Source organism: Maritimimonas sp. 2405UD52-3 (assembly GCF_056591715.1).
The window spans coordinates 1-22,614 of sequence record NZ_JBWQOL010000002.1; the positions used below are offsets into that span (position 1 = coordinate 1).

A 22,614-nucleotide genomic window follows, 5' to 3' on the forward strand; every position below is an offset into this window, starting at 1 on the left:
CCCTGCTCCTCGAATTCCCAATCTAATAAATGCTACAATCAACACTTCACTAACGTGAAGCTAATTGACAATCAATAATTTAAGAGTAATAGGAAGTCTGATTCTCAAATTATTGATAAAGAATTTAGTATCTTTTCATTCTCAAAGCAGAACTACGTTTAACCCTTGAGTTGGCAGCAATTTGAAAAACAAAAAAGATATAAATGAATACCATCGACTTCCTATTCTTGACGGATTAGAATTGCTAAATGCAAAATCTTGTACATTTGATTTCCCATTTCACGCTCACGAATCTTTCAACATTTCTTTAATTTTAAAAAATACTTTTAATACAAAACTTAATTATAGAACTTTGCAAGCACCTGTTGGTGCAATTTGTATTACAAATTCCAAAGAAGTTCACGCCACGCCTTGCGACAGTTATGTAGGCAATTCATTTTTTACTTTCTATGTCTCACCAGACGTAATTAAAAAACTAAACAACAATCAAGATATGTTTTTTAAAGACAAAGTCATCTATGACCAGAATATATTTAATGAACTTTATTTTCTGTCACTTAATTTAAACAAAAACAATGTTCAGTTTGAAAGGAGACTAAAATCAGCCTTAACATCGTTGATTTCGAATTACTCAACTGTTAGAGAAATTAGCCACAAAACGAATCAACTTTTTCAAAGTTTTGTCAATAATACATCTTTTGATACTTTTTCATTAAGCAAAACAGCTTCGCAATTTGGAATGAGTAAATTCAAATTCATAAGACTGTTCAAGCAAGAAACAGGATTAACACCTAACAACTTTATTCTTCTAAAAAAAATTGAGCAAAGCAAAGAGATGTTGAAAAATGGAAATCCAATATTTGATGTTGCTATCGACTGTGGATTTTACGACAATTCTCATTTCTATAAAAACTTCAAGCGATTCATAGGAGTTAATCCGTTGGAATTCCAAAATGCTCTCTATGCCAATTAGTGCAATATTTTACAATAGAAACGAATTTTAAATTTTCATCTTTGCTTAAATTAAAACTAAGAAGATGAAAATTTATCTTTCAATAATATTTGTACTAATAACTGCTATTTCGTTCGCTCAAAACAAAGGGTATGCAATTGGAGGTTTAGAGAACAAACTCGATTCTTTAATTACAAAGACAATGGAATCCGAGCACATCCCAGGAGCATCATTTATTATTGTTAAGGATGGTAAAACATTATTAAAAAAGGGATATGGATTTACAACATTGGGAGAAAATTTGGCTTATGTGGATCCAGACTCAACCATATTTAGAATTGGGTCAATAACAAAAACTTTTACTGCACTTGCATTACTTCAACAAGTAGACCGTGGTAAAATCAAGTTAACAGACGATGTAAACAATCATCTGAAATTAGTTAAAGTTCCTAGTGCATTTTCAATTCCTATTACACCACATCATTTATTAACGCATAGCGCAGGATTTGATGAAATAGGTGGAAGGAGAGTGTTTGAAAAAAACAAACAAATACCTTTGTCAAAATTTTTAAATTCAAACCTTACTCGTATTCGAGAACCAGGCAAAATTTCAGCTTATAGCACCTATGGAATAGCTTTAGCTGGTTTGCTTGTAGAAGATTTAAGTGGACTTTCTCTAGAGAGCTATATGAGAAAGAACATATGGAATCCTTTAGGAATGACAAAAACCAGTATTGATTTACCAAAAAAAGACAGGGGAAGTCTATCATTAGGTTATGAAATGTATAACGGAATTAATCTTCCTCAGCCTTGGGAATGGTATCATACTTATCCTGCTTCGTCTATTAATAGTACCGTTTCTGATATGGGAAAATATCTGAAAATGCTTTTGAATAATGGCTCATTCAATAATCAAAGAGTATTATCTAAAGAAATTACTTTATCTATGCAACAACAACAACTATCTATACATCCAGAAGTTTTCGGTTTTGCATATGGTTTCTATGAAAAAAATCAATTTGGACTTAATGCATATAATCATGGTGGCGATATGTTGGGTTATAGTTCTTTCATAACTTTAGTACCCAAAATTAATTTAGGAATTTTTGTTGTTCATCATCACGAAAATACAAATTTGAGAGGTAAAGTTATATCTGAAGTTTTAAAGTACTTTGGTACTAAAATTATAATTGATGAAAATACCGACAGAATGAAAACAGATGTTTCCATATTTTCAGGAAAATACCAATGGATGAGCAATTGTAAAACTTGTCCAGGTAGTAACAAACGAAGAACTTATGAGCTTACAGAAAATGATGACCATACACTTTCTGGTTTTGGAAGAAAATTTTATCAAGTTGAACCTTTATTATTTAAAAGTTATGATGGTAAAAGGATTATGGGGTTTTTAAAAAACGAGAATGGAAAAATTCAATATATGTCATTAGGAAATGTAAACGCATTTGAGAAAGTGGAATAAAAACTGCTGGCAACAAAGAACTGATTTAAAAAACAAGCTTATTAGGCTAATTTTGAATATACAACTAATGATGGAAGAGAGGTCTTAATAAAGCAAATAATGCGCTATGAAAACAAAACACAAATCAATTGTATAGAATGGCATTATTATATTAATGGCGAATTTAATCCCTCCAAAATTTAGATATGAGAATGTTTTACCCTCAAGAGTTAGATTCCTATTTGGAAAGGAATGGTTTTAACATTATTCATAAATTTGGAGATTTTGAAGAAAAAATTTTTAATGATCATTCCGAAAAGCAAATTTTTGTTTGTCAAAAAACTGTTTAACTTATCATTTATAGTTAGCTTCTATTTACGGCTAAATGATATATTATGATATAAGTTAGGAAAACTTAAAAAAATCACTAGATCAAACCATATCTTTCACTCAGTTCAAAATACCAGCTTTGTAAGTTTCAATAGCCCGTTGCCGTGCTAATTTATGCTCAACAATTGGTTTAGGATACGTTAGTTCATCAAAATCATTTACCCATTTGCGGATATAAATTAAATCTTTATCAAACTTTTTTTGCTGAGATTCTGGATTGAACACTCTAAAATAAGGTGAAGCATCACAACCAGTGCCTGCAACCCATTGCCAATTACCATTGTTAGATGATAATTCATAGTCTAATAATTTTTCAGCAAAATAAGCCTCACCCCAACGCCAATCTATTAATAAATGCTTACATAAAAAACTAGCAGTAATCATTCGTACACGATTGTGCATATATCCCGTTTTATTTAGTTGGCGCATGCCTGCATCAACTATAGGGTATCCTGTTTTTCCTTCACACCATACTTTGAATTCATCTTCATTGTTTCGCCATTGAATTCCATTATATCTCGATCTAAAATTTTCTGTGACTACATTTGGAAAATGAAATAATATCTGCATAAAAAACTCACGCCAAATCAATTCACTCAAAAAGGTTTGGTTTCTTTTTCCACCTATTTGTGCTAACTGACGAATACTTACTGTACCAAACCTAAGATGTGGTGAAAGATAAGTTGTTTCATCTTTATAAGGAAAATCTCGATGTGATTCATAATGATCTACTCCCATCAAATCATAAGGCTGTACTTTTATAGTACTTTTTACAAATCCTATGGATTTCAGTAAAGGGAAATCATGCTTATATTTATAATATTGGGTTATTTCACAGCTATATTCAAAAAACTTCTCCATTTGATTGAATAGACTGAGCCATTTATTTTTATAAGGTGTAAAAACTGTATAAGGTTTACCATCATTTTTGACAACCTCAGATTCCTCAAATATTACTTGATCTTTACAAGCATAAGCTGCAACTCCGTTTGTATTTAGAAAATCAATAATTTCTTGATCTCTTTTTAGAGCATAAGGCTCATAGTCTTTGTTAAAAAATACTTTTTTAATCTTATAAGACTGCAGAAATTTTCTCCAAATCTCTAACGGCACTCCTTTTTCTATAAGAATACTACTTCCTTTTTCCAGAAGTTTATGATGCATGCTTTGCAGACAATCAAAAATAAAATTCACCCTTGGATCGTCGTTAGGTAATTTATCTAAAATATTATCGTCAAAAATGAAAACAGGAAGTACTTTTAAGCCAGATGTCAATGCTTTATGAAGTGCTACATTGTCAAACAAACGTAAATCACGTCTAAACCACATTACAGCAATTTCTTGACTAGACATTCTTGCGTTTCTTAAATTTTTCTATTAGAATTATACTTATAAATAACATACTAAAGGCATATCCAATGTCTTCAATAGGTATGGTACCTAAACGAATGCCAAGATTTTCGTCATTATTGTACCAAACTATCTCATCTTGAATAAAACTTCCTGTAAGAACACCATTAACAATAAAAAAAGGAATTAAAATCACTAGAAAATTAATATAGAAATGTTGCAATTCTTTTTCTTTACTGATCAAGCTATAAGTTAAAACTAACACCAGTAATAAGTAATTAAAAAAGGTATAATCCTTTTGAAAATTATAGATCATTACCAATGTTAGAACAAGTATGAGTACCATGGAAATAAGGTCAGTCAAATTTTTTGAAAGCTTTAAATTTGGAAAGAAATACTTTAGGGCATAATGTGTAAAAATACTTGCATAAGGAATACAGATAAAAAACAGCCATTCTTCTAATGGTAAGTTTAGAATATTTACGCCTAATAAATATGCATCGTTAAAACCCCATACTCCATTTCCGGTAAAAATCACATCCCAAACTATAAACAAAATACCTGTGATGAAAATGGCCAAAAACACTTCTCTCCACCATTGAATAAAGCGCATGCGTTTTTCAAAACTGTAGATCAATGGAATGCTAATAGAAGCTAGGTTGATCAGTAAATACAAATACATCTATACTTTGAAGTATTTAAACGGAACGAAGAGCATGCCAAAACATTCACCATCTTCCTTTCCCAGATGTTTATGATGTATTTTATGCGCTTTTCTTAACCCTATTAAATATTTATTCTTTGTACGCTTAAACCATTTAAATCGTTGATGTATTAATACGTCATGTACTAGGAAATAGGCCAATCCATAAAAAAAAATACCGAGTCCTATAAAAAATAAATAATTCAAACCTCCTTGCAACCCAAAATAAAAGAGTGAAATACTAGGAAGGGCAAAAATTACAAAGAAAGCATCATTCTTTTCAAACGTATGAGGATATCCAGGTTGATGATGATCTTCGTGCAAATACCAACCAAAACCATGCATTATATACTTATGTGTACACCAAGTGATGCATTCCATTATGGCAAAAGTTGAAATAGTGATTAGAATATACAGAACAATCATTTAAATCAAATTTAACTTATACTTCACATAACTACGTGCAAGTAAATTTAACTTCATAGGATCTGAGATACGCACTCTGGTTTCTATAATTTTTGTTGAGGGTACGTGTTTCAATTTTCTCAACAATCTTGTATAATATCTATACGCCATATAAACACCAAATTTGGCTTCAACAGGTAGCTTTAAAATACCATGTTTTAAAGCATAATCAAAATCATCTTGAATTTCTCTGATAATGGCATCTTTAGACTCAGCATCTAATGATTTTAAATTAACTCCAGGAAAATAAGAACGATTCAAAAACTCATAGTCATCTTTTAAATCGCGTAAAAAATTAACTTTTTGAAACGCTGAACCTAAACGCATAGCAGCTTTTTCTAATTCTTTGTATTGCTGTTCATCTCCATTTACAAACACTTTTAAACACATTAATCCTACAACGTCTGCTGAGCCATAAATGTACTCTTTATATTCCTCTTCTGTTGTATAGTTTGTTTTGTGTAGATCAAGCTTCATGCTGTTGAGAAAAGCCTGTACCAAATCATCTGTAATATTATATTTCTTAACGGTTAATTGAAAGGCATTTAAAATAGGGTTCAAACTAATACCATCTTCATAAGCTTTGTAATAATCAGCTTCAAATTTAGTAATTAGTTCCTCCTTATTGAACTCATGAAATGTATCTACTATTTCGTCTGCAAAACGCACAAAACCATAAATGCTATAAATTGCATTTCTAATTGTAGGTGACAACATCTTAACAGCCATAGAAAATGAAGTACTGTAAGACTTAGTTACCAATTTACTACAATCAATTGATACGCTATTAAACAACTTTTCCATAAGCTTTACTTATTATTGGATAATTTTTAAGAATTAAGTTGGCGGCAATCTTACCCGAAATTAATGATGGTGGTACGCCTGGTCCAGGAACAGTCAATTGACCAGTAAAAAATAGGTTTGTAACTTTTTTGCTCTTTATTTTTGGTCTTAAAAAAGCTGTTTGGGTTAAGATATTTGCTAAACCGTAGGCGTTTCCTTTATACGAATTGTAATCTTCAATAAAATCATTAACACAATATGAATCTTTAAAAACAATATCTTTTGTAACATCTTGTTTTGTTAGTTTCTCAAATCTTTTAATGATTTTATGAAAATACAAATCGCGTATTTTGGGAGTATCTTTGATACCTGGAGCTAACGGTATTAAGAATACACCTGCTTCCTTACCTTCAGGGGCAAAAGAATCATCAGTCATACTAGGAAAACTAGCATAAAACAGCGGATCATTAGGCCAAGAAGGAACATCATAGATAGCTTTAGCATGTACATCAAAATCAGTATCAAAAAATAAAGTATGATGCTCTACATTCTTTAACTTCTTATCAAAGCCAACATAAAAAAGTAATGATGAAGGCGCGAAAGTTTTCTTGCTCCAATATGATTCTGAGTATTGCCTAAATGATTTATCAAGAAGCGTTTCTGTATGATGATAATCAGCACCACTTAGCACAATATCGGCATCAAAAAAGCCGGCATTGGTTTCAACGCCTAAGGCTCTACCATTTGCTACTTTAATTTTTGTAACACTTTTATTTGTTTGAATTTCTACTCCTAAACTCTTAGCGAGTGAAGTCATTGCTTTAATGACTTCATACATTCCGCCTTTAGGATGCCATGTACCTAAACCAAAATCAGCATAATTCATAAAATTATAGAAAGAAGGTGTATTGCTTGGCTTGGCTCCTAGAAATAATACTGGAAACTCCAGTATTTGAATCAACTTTTCATTTTTAATCTTCTTTCGTACCCTTTTACGAATACTTGTAAAAAATTGATGTACCCTTTTTATCGTAATTGGGGTAATAAGTTCTGTAATTGAGTTGCCTGGTTTGTAGACTAGATCTTTAATAGCAACTTCATAATTAAATTTAGCGGAATTTATAAAGTCAATTAAATGCTTAGAACTTCCTGGTTCAACTTTTTCAAAAAGTTCAATAATATCTTCTAAATTATCAGGAATCGTAATCGTATCCTTCTCACCAAAATATACTGAATAGGCCGGGCTTAATTTTTCTAGTGTATAATAATCAGAAGGTCGTTTTTCAAAATCGGCAAAGAAACTTTCAAACACATCGGGCATCCAGTACCAGGTAGGCCCCATGTCAAATTTAAATCCATCTTTATGCAATACTCTTGCCCTACCCCCTAGTGAATTATTCTTTTCTAAAATTGTAACATCATACCCCGCTTTTGCCAAGTAGCAAGATGCTGCCAATGAAGAAAAACCTGAACCAATAATAACAACTTTGTTCACTAGATAACTTTTAGTAAATCTTGCAATGACGTAAAAGACCTAATGCCTTTTGGGAGCTCCTTTCCTTCAAACAAAAATGCTTTTCTACCTAAAAACCAGAAATTATTGTCTGTATCTTCTATGAGTTCTTTTTGAAGATTCTCTATATGTTCATCTATTTCATCATCTTTAGGTTCTACTGTAAAATATGAAATGAAGTGAATACTCCTGTAGAATTTTTTAAGGTCAGCTATATTATCAGTTGATATATTCTGCCCTAAATAAATGGAGTGATATCCTTTTAAAGTCAGTTCATAATGCAAGTACAATAAGCCTAATTCATGTATCTCATGTTGAGGTAAATACAACACATATACTTTATCAGTATCATGAATGATTGACTGGTTTTTCTCAATATTAGACTGTAATTTTTGAATAATCAAATTAGAAATAAAATGCTCATGAACCGGCTTTATAGACCTAGTTTGCCATAAATCACCAATATGTTCTAATAATGGTATAAATACATCTAAAAATACTTCTCTGAATGTTTTATGCCCTAAAAGCTTGGTATAAGATTCATTGAATAAATTGATGTCAAAATTTAACATAGCCACTTTAAATGAATTCAAAGCACCCTCTTTAACAGCATCTGTATTAACAAGTTCCTTTGCTTTTGAAACTAAAGTATCTTCAGAGAATTCAGCGATCTTAGATATTTTATAACCGTTGTTATAAAGGAGATTTATATTTAAGAGCTTTACAAAATTATCTGAATCGTAAAAACGAATATTAGTATCCGTTCTTTTAGGCTCTAAAAGCTTGTAACGCTTTTCCCAAATTCTAATGGTGTGCGATTTAATTCCTGTAAAATTTTCGAGATCTTTGATCGAAAATTTCGTTTTAATGGCATTGAGCATAATTATATTTTGTTTAATATAATTTAGAAATAGTTTAACAAAAATACATTTTTTTTACTACAATTCTTATTCATAGTCATAAATTTAACTTAAAATTGGGTTAAAATTAGTTTTGATAAAGTGTAACAAAACCTCATTTTTGTTTACCTATAAGTTGAAATCAACCAACTAGTGACAAAAGAACTTGAACATAGTTTTGTATCTGATCTTGAAAAGCATCAAAATATTGTACATAAGGTATGTAGATTATATACTAATAGTCAAGATGCACATAATGACCTTTTTCAGGAAATAACTATACAACTATGGCGTGCATATCCAAAGTTTAGAGGTGAGGCAAAATTTAGCACCTGGATGTATCGGGTTGCCATTAATACTGCCATCACCCTATATCGTAAGTCAAAGCGAAGTATAAAAACGCAAGATTTTGAGAGTGTATTGTTCAAAATTCAGTCAACAGAATATGATGATACTGAAGAAGAGCAACTACGACTCATGTATAAAGCCATTAAAAAGCTATCTGATATTGAAAAAGCGTTGATCTTTTTATATCTTGAAGATAAGAATTACCATGAAATATCAGAAACGATGGGTATTAGTGAGGTAAATGCACGCGTAAAAATGAACCGAGTAAAAACTAAGTTGAAAAAAATATTAAATCCGTAGTGTTATGGATCAATTAGATTTGTTAAAAAAAGACTGGAAGAAACAAGATAGTTCCCTCCCAAAATTATCATATGATGATTTATCAAAACTCATTCACAAAAAATCATCTTCTATAGTAAAATGGATATTTATTATAAGTTTACTTGAGTTTGTAATACCTCATGTGCTATTGTTATTTATGGATAGTGATAAGACAAATAGCTTAATGAATGATTTAAACCTAACGAGTTTTAATTTTATTGCTAGCTTTATTTTTTACTCAATTGTACTGGTCTTTATCTATCTTTTCTATAAAAATTATCGGTCAATTTCTGCGAACTCAAATCCCAAAGTATTGATGCAGAACATTTTAAAAACACGAAAAACAGTTAAATATTATATTTGGTTTGTTCTTTCAGTTATACCAGTAGTTGGTGGCGTTATTTTCTATAGAGCTCTTAATTCTGATGAATTCTTGCAAAGTATACCTGAAGGCACCAATATGATTATGGTCTGGACCGTGGCAATTTTCTTATTATTAATAATTATGGGTTTTTTCTGGTTGATCTACCAGTTGCTATATGGTATATTATTAAGACGATTAAAAGCTAATTATAAAGAATTGATCAATAATAATGGTAAACTATAAAATATCTAGACTTCCTTTCCCTTCTCTTGTAACTTCAATTTCATCAGATGACAAATCTATAATTGTTGAAGGCACATTGTCTCCATAACCACCATTAATGACTATGTCAACCTGGTCCTTCCATTTTTCGTAAATAAGTTCAGGATCAGTAGTATATTCTATAACATCATCTTCATCATAAATAGATGTAGAAACAATAGGATTGCCCAATGACCTTACAATTTCTCTAGCTATATTATTATCGGGCACCCTAATACCTACCGTTTTTTTATTCTTAAAAGCTTTTGGCAAACTGTTATTGCCCGGTAAGATAAAAGTGTAAGCACCAGGTAAAGCTCGTTTTAAAATTTTATACGTAGATGTATCTATTTGTTTGACATAATCCGAAAGGTGACTCAAGTCATTGCACACAAAAGAAAAATTGGCTTTTGCCAATTTAATATTTTTGATACGGGCAATTTTCTCTAATGCTCTGTTATTAGTAATATCGCAGCCCAATCCATAAACAGTATCTGTAGGATAAATGATCAAACCTCCTTTACGAAGTACAGCTACTACTTTGTCTAATTCTCGTTGATTAGGATTTTCGTTATATAACCTTATAAACTGCCCCATAGAGCAAATTTACAACTTAAAAACTTAAAGAAATTTATTCTTAACCATTAACGATCAAACGAAAACCTTCACCATGAATATTAATAATTTCTACTTCAGGATCTGGTTTTAAGTACTTTCTCAACTTTGCAATATAGACATCCATACTTCTAGAAGTGAAGTAATTATCATCTCTCCAAATTTTAGTAAGTGCTAATTCTCTAGGCATTAAATCATTGATATGCAAGGCTAACATTTTCAATAACTTATTTTCCTTTGGTGATAATTTCTTAGGCTCACCACCATCAAAAGAAAGATGCCTCAACTTTGTATTTAGATGAAATTTACCTATTTGAAATTCATGCTGTTCCTCTTCCGTATTTACATCTACCTCTTTACGTTGCAAAATAGCTTTGATTTTATACAACAATACTTCAGAATCAAAAGGTTTATTTAAATAGTCATCAGCACCTACTTCATACCCTTTCAACACATCTTCTTTCATGGTTTTGGCTGTTAGAAAAATGATGGGAATGTCTGCATTCGTAGCTCTAATATCTTTTGCCAAAGAAAAACCGTCTTTTCTTGGCATCATAACGTCTAAGATGCAGATATCGAAATCGTCATTTTTAAACATAATTAATCCTTCCAAGCCATCTTTGGCATGAGAAACAGAATAATCATTTAACATTAAATAATCCTTTAAGACTGTTCCAAAATTAGGATCGTCTTCAACTAATAATATTTTTTTATTTGTCATGTTTATAATTTATATCAATGGCAGTTTTACAGTAAAAGTGCTTCCTTTCCCCTTCTCGCTTTCTACATATACACTACCATGATGATGTTCAACAATTTTTTTCACATAGGAGAGGCCTAATCCGTGACCTTTTACATCATGTATATTTCCTTTTTGTTCTCGGTAAAATTTATCAAAAACATACTTCTGTACATTTTTACTCATTCCAATACCTTGGTCTTTTATTTTTATCAGGATATAATTTCCTGCATTTTCAGTGGTAATATCAATTTTAGGAGAATGTTGAGTATATTTTATCGCATTATCTAGCATATTTACAATCACATTTGTAAAATGAAATTTACTTGCCATAACCTCAACTTGACTCGCATTTAAATGTTTTTTTACATATCCTCCTTTATCATTAACTATAAGCTTTACATGCGTAATAGCTTCTTCAATAACCTCGTGAATATTGACAACCTGAGCTGATAAATCTAGTTGATTCTTTTCTAATTTAGATATTCTCAATACATTCTCAACTTGCCCATGCATTCTCTTATTCTCCTGACGAATCATATCTGTATATCTAAGCACTTTTTCTTTATCATCTATGATCTTTGGGTTCTTAATAGCATCTAACGCCAAATTAATAGTGGCAATAGGTGTTTTGAACTCATGAGTCATATTATTAATGAAGTCTGTTTTGATCTCAGATATTTGTTTCTGCCTGATCAATTGATACAAGGCACTTGCAAAGGCAGCAATGATAACAAGAATAAACACAGCTGCTAGAATCAAAATATTTGAAATGGTTGCCAATATGTATTTTTCTTTTTCAGGAAAACTAACATACAATTCGTACTCACTATTTCCTTCATTATCTAGGAATAAGGGCACTCCATAACTTTTATACTTCTCCTTTCTAAAACCATTTGATTTAACCTTAGTTGCCAATCCTTCCTGAAAAACCCCAAACTCAAAATTAGCTTCAACCCCTAAATCTCTCAGTTCATTATCAAGATTTATTCGTATTTCTTTTGTTGAAACCCTATCATAGATTGGCGTTCTTGGAGCAATATCTTTAAATACGTTATTAAACTGAGCTTTTTCTAAGTTTATTTGTCTGCCAACTTGATATATCCTTTCTTCTGGAGACAATTCTTCAAAATCATTTTTATTGAAAGAAACTTTTGTAATTTCCTTTTCTTTTTCGCTCAATAAAGTTGTAAAACTCAAGGTATCGCTATCAAATAAAGAAATAGACGGTTTATAATTACTTTCAAGAATACTTTGCCTAAACGTAAAAATTTCATTTCTTGCCGTATCTAATTGCTGAAAGAAGAAATCTTTTTTACCACTTTCCAAAGAACGTTTAGAACTGTCAATAACAGCACTATATTTATCGTAGTAGTCATTTAACTCTCTTTGCTGAATATTTTCAGACACCTTAGCGAGCGCAAATTTTACATCTGTCGTGAATTGTTTATCACGAATTTGTATAGAACTGTTAATCCAATAAATCTGTACCGCAATGATGCCTATTAAGGCAATACTCATTAATACAATTAAGAGTATAAATATTCTCCTACTCATTTAGAACAAATTTAATCCTTCTCAATATTTTAACTGATTCTTTAACTAATATTAACTAAACCAAAGTGCATTTAACACTTTTTTAAGATTTATTCATCTTAACAATTATTGTTTAGCCAGTAAGACGAGCTTTTTGTGAATTTGTTTCACCTTATTTTGTGTAGTCATTAAATCGTCATTTACAATAACAAAGTCTGATTGCGTTATTTTGAATTTATCAGGCAATTGATTTTGCATACGAGCTAATACTTGGTCTTCATTAACCCCATCTCGCTGCATGACTCTTTTAATTTTATCACTCTCAGAAGCTGTTACAGTAATAATATAATCAAACTTTTTAACATTGTCATTTTCAAAAATGATCGCATTTTCCTGAATTACATATGGAAACTTCTGCTTACCAATCCATCTTTTAAAACTATTTGAAACAGATGGATGTACTATAGCGCTAATAGCTTCTAACTTTGACTTGTCATTAAATACTATTTGGGCTAAGTAAGCACGATTTAATTGTGTTCCAATATAAGCCTTGTTCCCAAACTCTTTAATCAATTTTTGTTTGACTACTTTAGAACTTTGCATCAATCTCTTGGCATGATCATCAGCAACATATACTGGAACACCCAACTCTTTAAAGAAATTGGCTACGGTAGATTTACCACTACCAATGCCACCTGTTAATCCTACAACTATCATTTCTCTAGCAAGAACTCAATTTTATTAGGCACTATCTTTAAACTATTGGCCAGAGCAGGTTTATTTTTAATTTCTGGAATTAAAAAATCTATACCTTCTTCTTTCGTTCTTTGGTAATCACAAATAATCTCAAAATCATTTTCTGAAACTTTATTAAAGTCAGATAAACCTATTTGAAATTTTGCTTTTACCTTCTGTGGAATCAAACTCACTTTGTACCCACTTGGTGCATTTACAAGTTTGACAGTGACTTCAATGGTTCGCTCTGTAAATTTTTCTACCTTTCCAATAATATTAACCTCAGAAGCTGAAAAAGTCAACTTAGATTTATTATCAATTCCCTTGATTGCCAACTTTTTATTAATTGTATCATAAACATTAGTTAGCTTCGCATTTTTAGTTTCAATAAAAATAACTGAATCCACAAGTTTTTTGGGGCCTGAAACTGTTATATATTCAGGATTTATTTGCAATTTTCCCGAAAGATTATACCCTGATTTATATTGAATAGAAATATCTGGTTCTACTTTTACTTTTTTACTTACACTTCTTCCAAAGTCAAAATACAAGGTATCTGGATATATACCTAACACCTCAGATTTAGAAAATGACTTACCTATGTCTACCAAGACATCAGATGAAGTATAATAATAGGTAGATCCTCGCATTCGCTTTACCTCTTTTAAACTAACCGTAGCTCTATTCTTAGTGAATTTATGTCGTAGCAAACCAAAACCTACAGATTTAAGATTTACTTTGATTTTTGACAAAGGTTCATTTTGAAGCATCTTGTTTTCTGGAAGATCTACATAACTGAGTTTCACATCAACTGAGGATGTATATGTTCTAGAAAGCTTTATCAGCATCCAAAAAACAAAAGCAAGTATTAAAAATAGTAGAAATACCCGGAGTTTTTTATTATTCTTTAATGCTTGCCTGGCCTGATTCATAAGATACTTATTCAGTAATTAAAGATATAAAAAAAGTGAGTCTTGAAATCAAAACTCACTTTTATCTAGTAGTTAGAATTTGAACTATTTTTTGGCTACTTCTTTGTTATATTTTTTAGACAGCTCCATTGAAAGCGCAGAACGTTCAAATTTTATTTTTCCAGCCCCTGTTTCTATAACACAGGTATTATCGGTATTGTTTAATTCCACTATCTTACCATGGATGCCGCTTGTTGTAACTACTCTAGCTCCTTTTTTAATAGAAGATTGAAAGGTTTTTTCCTTTTTCTGACGTCTCATTTGTGGTCTTATCATAAATAAATAAAAGACCAAAATCATTAAGACGATCATAATATAATTAGACATACCCGCTCCTCCAGAAGCTTGTAAGAAAAAATTTAAAAACATGTGTATAGATTATGAGTTAGCTTCTTTTTCTTTTGCTTTAATCTCAGTTTTAATCACCACAGACTCTTTACCTTCTGCAGTATTGGTAGTTAAGGTAACCGTTTTAGTTACTTTATTAGATTTACCTGCTGAGTTAAATTTCACTTTGATTTTTCCTTCACCACCTACTGGTATAGGTTCTTTTGGCCATTCAGGTACTGTACAACCGCAAGTACTAGAAGCATTAGTAATAATAAGCTCAGATTTACCAGTGTTTTTAAATGAAAAGGTAGTCTCTACCACATCTCCTTGAGTTATTGTTCCAAAATCATGTACCTCTCTGTCAAAAGTTAAAGCTGCGGCTCCTTCATTTAACTTATAATCTCTGGCCTTAGCCATTTCTAAATTTTCCTTATTTATTTTGCCTGCTACATTTTCTTTACAAGAAATGAAAGAAACACAAGCAATTAATCCAATTGCAAAAAATACATTCTTCATTTTTATTATTTAATTTTTATGGGTTAAAATTAAAACATTTATAGTAATCCTCTACCTACTTTTTTTATTTTTCCAGAGTTCTGATATTCTTTTGACAGTTTATCCAAAACCCCATTTATAAAAAAACTACTCTTATTGGTAGAGTAATCCTTTGCTATTTCTATATACTCATTGATAGTTACCTTAACAGGAATGGATGGGAAATACAGAAATTCTGTCAAGGCCATTTTTATTAATATAAGATCTATTTCAGCAATCCGCTCAGCATCCCAATTAGGTGTCTTCGCATCAATATCTTCAGTAAATTGATGATGATGTAATGCTACTTTATTAAACAATTCTTTTACAAACACTTTATCATCATCATCACCATATAATGCATCTCCTTTAAATGCTTTTTTAGAGCTCATTCGTGAAAAGGTCTTCAAAATAGATGTATTCACGAGCGGTAAATCGTCCACCCAACTAAGATTTTCGCTCTCAAAATAATCAAACAACTTATCATTGGGCGCAACAACTTCCTTAAATATAAGACTCAAAAAATTGCGATCATCATTAAAAGATAATTCTTCAGAATTTACATATTCATTGTAAGCCTTACTCTCTTTGATGGCATCCCAAATAAGACGTACATATTCACTATCATTCTTCCAATTCTTAAGCTTATGATTTTCTAGATATTCCTTTAAAAATGAACTTTCCTTTAAAATTAGAAGCAACCTATTTTTAATAAACTTTTGATTGGGGTTAATGTCTTCCGAAGTAGGTAAAAACTTCTTTTTTCCTAATTCTAAATGCGACTCCGCAAGATCTCTAACTTCAACAAGTAAACTTAATAATAACACATAAAGATCATATATCTTATCAATACTATAATAAATAAACTTTTCCTCTCGTTTTAAGTCATCATTATTTGATTGTAGCAATGCATAAATAGATTGCATTACCTTAATTCTAATATGTCTTCTGTTTAACATTATTTAAAAGAGCGCCTTGATTAGTTTCTGAATAAAAAGAGTTTGATTTTATAAAACCGCTGCAAATATAATTTTAATAGCACTCGAAGCAAAATATTAAGAGATTAAAATAATGTTAACAGATTTTAAATTTTAGACTCTTATTTTTGCATCAATAAAACTTAGATACAACCAACTTATTGAAGGCGCTTAAATACTTAAACAAATACTTTTTTAAATATAGAAACCGATTAATTCTGGGTATTGTAACAACAATTGTAGCTAGAATTTTCTCATTATTCACTCCTAGACTCATTAATAAATCACTAACCTCAGTTGAACAATACACGAAGGGGGTGGTTACTGATATTAGTGTTGTAAAAAATGACTTATTAATAAATATTCTATTAATTATAGGTGCTGTACTACTGTCAGGCTTTTTTACTTTTATTATGCGTCAGACTATTATTGTTATGTCTCGTTATATAGAATTTGATTTAAAAAATGAGATCTATCAACAATATCAAAATCTTACACAAAGATTCTACAAACAAAACAGAACCGGTGATTTAATGAACCGTATCAGTGAAGATGTAGGTAAGGTACGTATGTATTTTGGCCCGGCTATTATGTATACTATCAATACAATTACGCTGTTTGTCATTGTAATTGCCAATATGCTTCGCATTGATATGACCTTGACCTTATATACGCTTTTACCATTACCCATTTTATCAGTATTAATTTATACGCTAAGTAGAGTTATAAATAAACGTAGCAGAGTTGTTCAGGAATCATTATCAAACTTAACTACCCAAGTACAAGAAGTATTTTCAGGTTTAAACGTTATCAAAGCTTATGGAATAGAAAAACTTTCATTTAGTAAGTTTGACGAATTAGCTGTAATTAGCAAAGAGAAAAACATTTCTTTATTTAAGGCTAATGCGCTCTTTTTTCCGTCCATGATCTTACTTATTGGACTAAGCAATGTGTTAGTGATTTATATAGGCGGTATGCGTTATATTAATGGAGATATCAATAGCTTTGGTGTTATTGCTGAATTCATTATCTATGTAAATATGCTTACCTGGCCCGTAGCTGTTGTTGGCTGGGTAACCTCTATTGTTCAGCAAGCTGAAGCATCTCAAAAACGCATCAATGAATTTCTAAATGAAGAACCTGAAGTAACAAATACCGCTGAAGGAAACTCTAGAATTGAGGGTGAAATAGCATTTAAGAATGTATCTTTTACTTATCAGGATACTGATATTACTGCCTTAAAAAATATCAGCTTTACACTTGAAAAAGGCAAGACACTTGCCATTTTAGGAAAAACCGGATCAGGAAAGTCAACTATCATTAGCCTGATTGCCCGATTGTATGATGCTAGTGAAGGCCAGGTATTAATTGACAACAAAGACATTAAAGAACTAAACTTACATGATCTAAGAAATAGCATTGGTTTTGTACCACAAGAAGCTTTCTTGTTTTCTGATAGCATAAAAAACAACATTAAGTTTGGTAAAAATGATGCTACTGATGCAGAGATCATTACTGCAGCAAATAATGCACATATTCATCATAATATTGATGAGTTCAATGAAAAATACGATACCGTTGTTGGTGAACGTGGCGTAACGCTTTCAGGTGGTCAAAAGCAGCGAATCTCAATTGCAAGAGCCATTATTTCTGACCCCCAAGTTCTTATTTTTGATGACTGCCTTTCTGCTGTAGATACAGAAACCGAAGAGATAATTCTTAATAACCTTGAAAAGGTGAGTAAGAATAAAACCACAATTATTGTGAGTCACAGAGTATCTTCAGCTAAAAATGCCGACCATATTATAGTGCTTGATAAAGGTGCAATTATACAGCAAGGCACTCATGAACAGCTTTCTAATCAAGATGGATATTATCAAGATATTTACAATCAACAACTTACGGAACAGACTGCCGAATAGCTTAAAAGAAATTTAAGAAAATATTGCGCACCTAATTTATTTTTTTAGATTTGTTCACTATTAACATGAAATAAGATTCATAAAGTTTTAGAAGATTATGAGCGATAAAGACTTTGCAGAACAGGAAGAGATCTTTTCACAGGTACTAAGAGCAGGTAGAAGAACTTATTTTTTTGATGTAAGATCAACCAAAGCCGGAGACTACTACTTAACCGTTACGGAAAGTAAAAAATTTACCCATGATGATGGTTCTTTTCATTACAAAAAGCATAAAATCTATTTGTATAAAGAAGATTTTAGTGAGTTTAATGAAATGTTAGCGAAGGCTACAGATTTTATTATTAATGAAAAAGGTACTGAAGTAATTTCTGAACGTCATCAGAAAGATTATCAAAAGCCAAGTGAAGTGACCGTAGATGGAACTTCTACTGATAGCTTTACTGATATTGACTTTGACGATATTTAAAAGATAATATTCTAACGAATAGAAAAAATCCCTAACGCTTAAAGTTGGGGATTTTTATTTTAAATGAAAATGCAAGAATAGAATGATACCAATTATCCAAATTATCATTGATTTTCTTTACAAAGTATTTGTAGAAATACTTTTTGAAGGAATTATTCTAGGCTTCTTTAAGTTTTTATTGAAAATCTATACCAGCATTACATCTATCTTTAAAAGAAAAAATAAGGACCTTTAAAATCGTTTTTTCTTGATCAATTTACCATTCTGATCATACGCTCTCCAAACACCATACTTTAAATCTCTTTTATACTTCCCTTTTAATTTTATCTCTCCATTGGTATAGTACTCATAATACCTACCATGCTTTAGTCCATCTTTTAACTCAACTTTAAGGTGAAGTTTCCCATTTGTATAGTTCTTGACATACGCTTTTGCATTTAGATCATTTGGATATAAAGTAGGAACATAAAACACGTCTTTTGTTTTTGGAACACCAATGATATTATCTTTTTTATTAAATGGTAAACCAGGACCAATAGGTCTTATATCTTTAAATTGTTCTTTATTTTTTACCAATTCAATATCCTGATAGTTTATAACTAATTTAGTTTTAAAAATATTTCCACTAGGTGAAAGATGAAATCCTATTTGAGGAAAGCAGATGATAAAATCTTTGTTTTTTAATAATTGTTGTTTTGTTTTTACATCAGCCAATTCATAGATATTTTCAAACAGTACTGGTGTATTCATATAGATAAAAACCGATGATTTAGAATCAAAATACCTTCTAAAATGCCTATAGTCTTCAGAATCACTTAGCGTATTTTTAGCTATATAATCATCTATAATACTCTTTAATGTGTTTGGTTGATTGCTAAAGACAATATAGTCTTCAATGATGGTAAAATACGGTTTGTCAAAAGCTTTAAAATAGTTCCCTAAAAAGAGTTTGAAAAATCCTTTAATTGATAAATAGTGAATCGCATGTTCTTTATAGACAACCTCTTTGAATTTAACAGGTGTTCTTCTTCGTATTTGCTCTAACACCTCACTTAACTTTACATTTGCATGCGCTTTATCATTTACTTTAATCACTACAGCTATATCATCCTTTTTACCCGTTATATTAGATTGCATTTGCAAAAAGGTTACCTCATCCCCTATCCAACTCAGCAATTGTTTTTCAACATTAATCTTTAACAGCTTTTCTATTTGTTCTTTATTTAACAGGTAATTTTCATACTCTTCCTGTTTTTCCTTTAGGTTTTCAATAAAATTTTTATAAAAATCATCGAAATTATTAAAACCATAATTTGCATAAAAGGCAGTTCTCTTAGGCACTATTTTAGAGATGGTTCTCTTAGACTCACCTGATTGTTGCAAAACCTTTAAATAACTGATATTATTCTGACTTATGTTTGAATAACCTTCTGCTGTTATGGTATTATTACTTTCTAAGTCAAAATGAAAACCTGAAAAAGAAAAATTAGTACTTAGCAATTGTACCCAATCATAGGATTTATTAGAGAAATAGTTAAAATATTCATCAAAAAAATTATGTTGTAGATAGAGTCTGAACATATCACTATAACCTGTTTTCTTTTTGACTTCAATAAAATCTAGATCACGACCAATTTTAGGCTCTTGAAACTGATCAATTGAAGCCTCTACCAAGGTATGAACATATGAAGCTACTAATTGATTCTTAATAAATGATAAATGAAGTGTTTCTCTACTTTTCTTATCGTATAACTCTATAATTTCATGACTTTTATAAGTACGTTTACTTAAAGAGTAATCCTCATTAAGCAAGGTATTCAAATAGGTCTTTAGCAACTGTAGTTTGGCTACCCTCTTAAGGTCAATAACATAAAAAAGTCCATAATCTTTTGGTTTGTACATATGAACTGAAAAGAACAAAGAGCGCGTATCAAAAAGCTCTATCAACCTTCTTTTTTTATGAAAAACGGTATCCATTTTATGAATACTCTCTGTCAAATCAAAAAAGTATTCATTTTTCTGAAGATGCTTCCACACATCACTTTCACGGATCTGATCCCAATTTTCTACAGGCTCTTGAGTTTCTACAACAAAAACTGCATCTTTAGGAATGAGATAAATAGATTGCAAATTAGAGCTCGGACCAAAATAAAAGTAATAGGCTGCATAACCTAAAATACCTATAAAAATAGCTAATAAAGCAAGTAGGATTTTCTTTGTCATCTAGTTAGAATCAACAAATATTCAACGAAGAATATAGAGGATTTAGTGTGTAACTAATTCTCCTTTTGTCCCATTAAAAAATGGTTGGAGTAAAATGGCTATAAACATAACTAAAGCACAACCAAAAAGGTTAAGCCATAAATAAGGCATCCAATCATAATACCAGCCAATAATCACAATTATTTGAGTTATAATAGCAGCAATAAAAACCGCTCGGCTTTTTACATATTTTATAAAGAAAGCTAGTAAGAAAATACCCAAAACATTTCCATAAAATATAGAACCAATAATATTCACCAGCTGAATTAAATTGTCAAAAAGGTTAGCTACACATGCTACTAATATTGCTATTACCCCCCATAAGAACGTAAACCATTTTGACGCTTTTAAAAAGTGAGTATCAGAGCGCTCACCTTTTACATTGCGCTTGTATAGATCAATAGCAGTTGTTGAACCCAAGGCATTTAACTCTGATGCTGTAGATGACATAGCTGCAGAGAGAATGACAGCAAGCAATAAACCAATAAGCCCTTTTGGTAAATTATTTAAAATAAAATGAATAAATACATAATCTTTATCATTAGTTTCAACTGTATTATCTGCTTTTTTGATAACCTCTTTAGCTTCTGCTCTTAACCCTCTATCTAATGATTGAAGCTCAACGATACGCGCTTTTTGAGATGCTGTAAATGAATTATTGGCTAATTCTAACTGCAATGTCTTTTTTTCTTGTTCTACTTTTAGGTGCGCATCCTCAATTTTTTTATAATCTTCTATATAAGCAGAGTTGTCAATAGCCTCTTTAGTTTCAGGATTAAAATTTAAAGGAGTTGTATTAAACTGATAAAATACAAACACCATAACCCCTACAAGTAAAATAAAAAATTGCATTGGTACTTTTAACAATCCGTTAAAAATCAATCCCCATTGCATTTCTTTTACAGACTTACCAGATAGATATCGCTGCACTTGGCTTTGGTCTGTACCAAAATAGGATAAAGCCAGAAAGCTACCTCCTATTATTCCACTCCAAAAAGTATATCTATTCTCAAAATCAAAAGAAAAATCAAGAATATTCATCTTACCAGAAGCACCTGCAATATCTAGTGCTTTTTTAAAGGTAATACCATCAGGTAGCTTACTTAGAATGATATAAAATGCAATAAACATTCCTGTAAAAATGACTGCCATTTGCTGTTTTTGCGTAACACTAACCGCTTTAGTTCCTCCTGAAACCGTATATAGAATGACTAGTGATCCTATAGCTATATTAAGCGTAATCAAATCCCAACCCAGAACAGCCGATAAAATGATGGCGGGTGCAAAAATGGTAATTCCTGCTGCCAATCCACGTTGAATCAAGAATAAGATTGCTGCCAAACTTCTTGTTTTTAGGTCAAAACGAGACTCTAAATACTCATAGGCTGTAAAGACTTTTAAACGATGGTAAATAGGAATAAAAACCATACAAATAATTACCATGGCAATAGGCACACCAAAATAGAACTGAACAAAACCCATTCCATCATGAAAGGCCTGCCCTGGTGTTGATAGAAAAGTAATTGCGCTAGCTTGTGTAGCCATTACAGAAAGGCCAATAGTCCACCATTTAGCTTGACTACCTCCTTTAATAAAATCTTTTACGTCTTTACTTCCGCTTGTTTTCCAAGCTCCATATAAAACTATAAATAATAAGGTACAAATAAGAACTATCCAGTCTAGTTGCTGCATACTATTAAGAAAAGGCTTGCATTAAAA

At 31.0% G+C, this 22,614-nt stretch carries 22 protein-coding genes; 6 read left to right on the plus strand and 16 right to left on the minus strand.

All coding sequences use genetic code 11. From position 1 onward, the window contains the following. Window positions 1-181 precede the first annotated feature (181 nt). Together AC1EU5_RS04105 and AC1EU5_RS04110 are read left to right on the plus strand one after the other, a co-directional pair. The gene (locus AC1EU5_RS04105) at window positions 182-973 is read left to right on the plus strand and encodes a helix-turn-helix domain-containing protein (RefSeq protein WP_480191090.1); all 792 of its coding nucleotides are present in this window, start codon (window positions 182-184) and stop codon (window positions 971-973) included. A 64-nt stretch (window positions 974-1,037) separates the two neighbouring features. Further along, window positions 1,038-2,432 carry a serine hydrolase domain-containing protein gene (locus AC1EU5_RS04110; RefSeq protein WP_480191091.1) on the plus strand — a complete coding sequence of 465 codons (1,395 nt, stop codon included), beginning with the start codon at window positions 1,038-1,040 and terminating at the stop codon, window positions 2,430-2,432. Between the two features lie 429 nt (window positions 2,433-2,861). On the opposite strand, the gene AC1EU5_RS04115 is transcribed toward AC1EU5_RS04110, so the two are convergent. The 6 genes from AC1EU5_RS04115 to AC1EU5_RS04140 are packed head-to-tail and all read right to left on the minus strand — an operon-like array spanning window position 2,862 to window position 8,496. Continuing rightward, a complete protein-coding gene (locus AC1EU5_RS04115) occupies window positions 2,862-4,154 on the minus strand; it encodes a cryptochrome/photolyase family protein (protein WP_480191092.1) in 1,293 nt (430 codons plus the stop codon). Then, on the minus strand, window positions 4,147-4,833 hold the full coding sequence (locus AC1EU5_RS04120; RefSeq protein WP_480191093.1) for a lycopene cyclase domain-containing protein: 687 nt from the start codon (window positions 4,831-4,833) through the stop codon (window positions 4,147-4,149). The genes AC1EU5_RS04115 and AC1EU5_RS04120 overlap by 8 nt, the downstream gene beginning before the upstream one ends. Then, window positions 4,834-5,280 carry a sterol desaturase family protein gene (locus tag AC1EU5_RS04125; RefSeq protein WP_480191094.1) on the minus strand — a complete coding sequence of 149 codons (447 nt, stop codon included), beginning with the start codon at window positions 5,278-5,280 and terminating at the stop codon, window positions 4,834-4,836. Continuing rightward, a complete protein-coding gene (locus tag AC1EU5_RS04130) occupies window positions 5,281-6,123 on the minus strand; it encodes a phytoene/squalene synthase family protein (protein ID WP_480191095.1) in 843 nt (280 codons plus the stop codon). It abuts the gene before it with no gap. Continuing rightward, window positions 6,107-7,597, minus strand: a complete 1,491-nt coding sequence (locus AC1EU5_RS04135; protein ID WP_480191096.1) for a phytoene desaturase family protein — start codon at window positions 7,595-7,597, stop codon at window positions 6,107-6,109. The genes AC1EU5_RS04130 and AC1EU5_RS04135 overlap by 17 nt, the downstream gene beginning before the upstream one ends. Beyond that, window positions 7,597-8,496, minus strand: a complete 900-nt coding sequence (locus tag AC1EU5_RS04140; RefSeq protein WP_480191097.1) for a MerR family transcriptional regulator — start codon at window positions 8,494-8,496, stop codon at window positions 7,597-7,599. The genes AC1EU5_RS04135 and AC1EU5_RS04140 overlap by 1 nt, the downstream gene beginning before the upstream one ends. 171 nt (window positions 8,497-8,667) lie before the next feature. Between AC1EU5_RS04140 and AC1EU5_RS04145 the strand changes: the two genes are divergently transcribed. Together AC1EU5_RS04145 and AC1EU5_RS04150 are read left to right on the plus strand one after the other, a co-directional pair. Continuing rightward, window positions 8,668-9,162 (plus strand): RNA polymerase sigma factor, encoded by a 495-nt coding sequence (locus AC1EU5_RS04145; protein ID WP_480191098.1) that lies wholly within the window; start codon window positions 8,668-8,670, stop codon window positions 9,160-9,162. A gap of 4 nt (window positions 9,163-9,166) precedes the next feature. Further along, window positions 9,167-9,790, plus strand: coding sequence for a hypothetical protein (locus AC1EU5_RS04150; protein WP_480191099.1), 624 nt, complete (start codon window positions 9,167-9,169; stop codon window positions 9,788-9,790). Here AC1EU5_RS04150 and AC1EU5_RS04155 read toward each other — a convergent pair. The 8 genes from AC1EU5_RS04155 to nusB all read right to left on the minus strand — a co-directional run bounded on the left by AC1EU5_RS04155 (window position 9,785) and on the right by nusB (window position 16,227). After that, window positions 9,785-10,405: an L-threonylcarbamoyladenylate synthase gene (locus tag AC1EU5_RS04155; protein ID WP_480191100.1), complete on the minus strand. Its 621-nt coding sequence runs from the start codon at window positions 10,403-10,405 to the stop codon at window positions 9,785-9,787. The genes AC1EU5_RS04150 and AC1EU5_RS04155 overlap by 6 nt on opposite strands. 40 nt (window positions 10,406-10,445) lie before the next feature. Continuing rightward, the gene (locus tag AC1EU5_RS04160) at window positions 10,446-11,144 is read right to left on the minus strand and encodes a response regulator transcription factor (protein ID WP_480191101.1); all 699 of its coding nucleotides are present in this window, start codon (window positions 11,142-11,144) and stop codon (window positions 10,446-10,448) included. Between the two features lie 9 nt (window positions 11,145-11,153). Then, window positions 11,154-12,719: a sensor histidine kinase gene (locus AC1EU5_RS04165; protein ID WP_480191102.1), complete on the minus strand. Its 1,566-nt coding sequence runs from the start codon at window positions 12,717-12,719 to the stop codon at window positions 11,154-11,156. Window positions 12,720-12,824: 105 nt separating this feature from the next. Then, window positions 12,825-13,415, minus strand: coding sequence for a dephospho-CoA kinase (coaE, locus tag AC1EU5_RS04170; RefSeq protein ID WP_480191103.1), 591 nt, complete (start codon window positions 13,413-13,415; stop codon window positions 12,825-12,827). Continuing rightward, on the minus strand, window positions 13,412-14,365 hold the full coding sequence (locus AC1EU5_RS04175; protein ID WP_480191104.1) for a YbbR-like domain-containing protein: 954 nt from the start codon (window positions 14,363-14,365) through the stop codon (window positions 13,412-13,414). Before AC1EU5_RS04175 ends, coaE begins: the two co-directional genes overlap by 4 nt. Window positions 14,366-14,449: 84 nt before the next feature. After that, on the minus strand, window positions 14,450-14,773 hold the full coding sequence (gene yajC, locus AC1EU5_RS04180) for a preprotein translocase subunit YajC (protein WP_480191105.1): 324 nt from the start codon (window positions 14,771-14,773) through the stop codon (window positions 14,450-14,452). A 9-nt stretch (window positions 14,774-14,782) separates the two neighbouring features. Further along, entirely contained in the window at window positions 14,783-15,250 is a 468-nt protein-coding gene (locus AC1EU5_RS04185) for a DUF1573 domain-containing protein (RefSeq protein WP_480191106.1), read from the minus strand. 38 nt (window positions 15,251-15,288) lie between these two features. Further along, window positions 15,289-16,227: a transcription antitermination factor NusB gene (gene nusB, locus AC1EU5_RS04190; RefSeq protein WP_480191107.1), complete on the minus strand. Its 939-nt coding sequence runs from the start codon at window positions 16,225-16,227 to the stop codon at window positions 15,289-15,291. A gap of 179 nt (window positions 16,228-16,406) precedes the next feature. Here nusB and AC1EU5_RS04195 point away from each other — a divergent pair, with 179 nt between their 5' ends. Continuing rightward, entirely contained in the window at window positions 16,407-18,167 is a 1,761-nt protein-coding gene (locus AC1EU5_RS04195) for an ABC transporter ATP-binding protein (protein ID WP_480191108.1), read from the plus strand. 97 nt (window positions 18,168-18,264) lie between these two features. Continuing rightward, window positions 18,265-18,633: a PUR family DNA/RNA-binding protein gene (locus AC1EU5_RS04200; protein ID WP_480191109.1), complete on the plus strand. Its 369-nt coding sequence runs from the start codon at window positions 18,265-18,267 to the stop codon at window positions 18,631-18,633. A gap of 231 nt (window positions 18,634-18,864) precedes the next feature. Here the strand turns inward: AC1EU5_RS04200 and AC1EU5_RS04205 are convergent, their stop codons facing one another. Beyond that, window positions 18,865-20,856 (minus strand): toxin-antitoxin system YwqK family antitoxin, encoded by a 1,992-nt coding sequence (locus tag AC1EU5_RS04205; RefSeq protein ID WP_480191110.1) that lies wholly within the window; start codon window positions 20,854-20,856, stop codon window positions 18,865-18,867. 42 nt (window positions 20,857-20,898) lie between these two features. After that, a complete protein-coding gene (locus tag AC1EU5_RS04210; RefSeq protein ID WP_480191111.1) occupies window positions 20,899-22,587 on the minus strand; it encodes a sodium:solute symporter family protein in 1,689 nt (562 codons plus the stop codon). Between the last annotated feature and the right edge of the window lie 27 nt (window positions 22,588-22,614).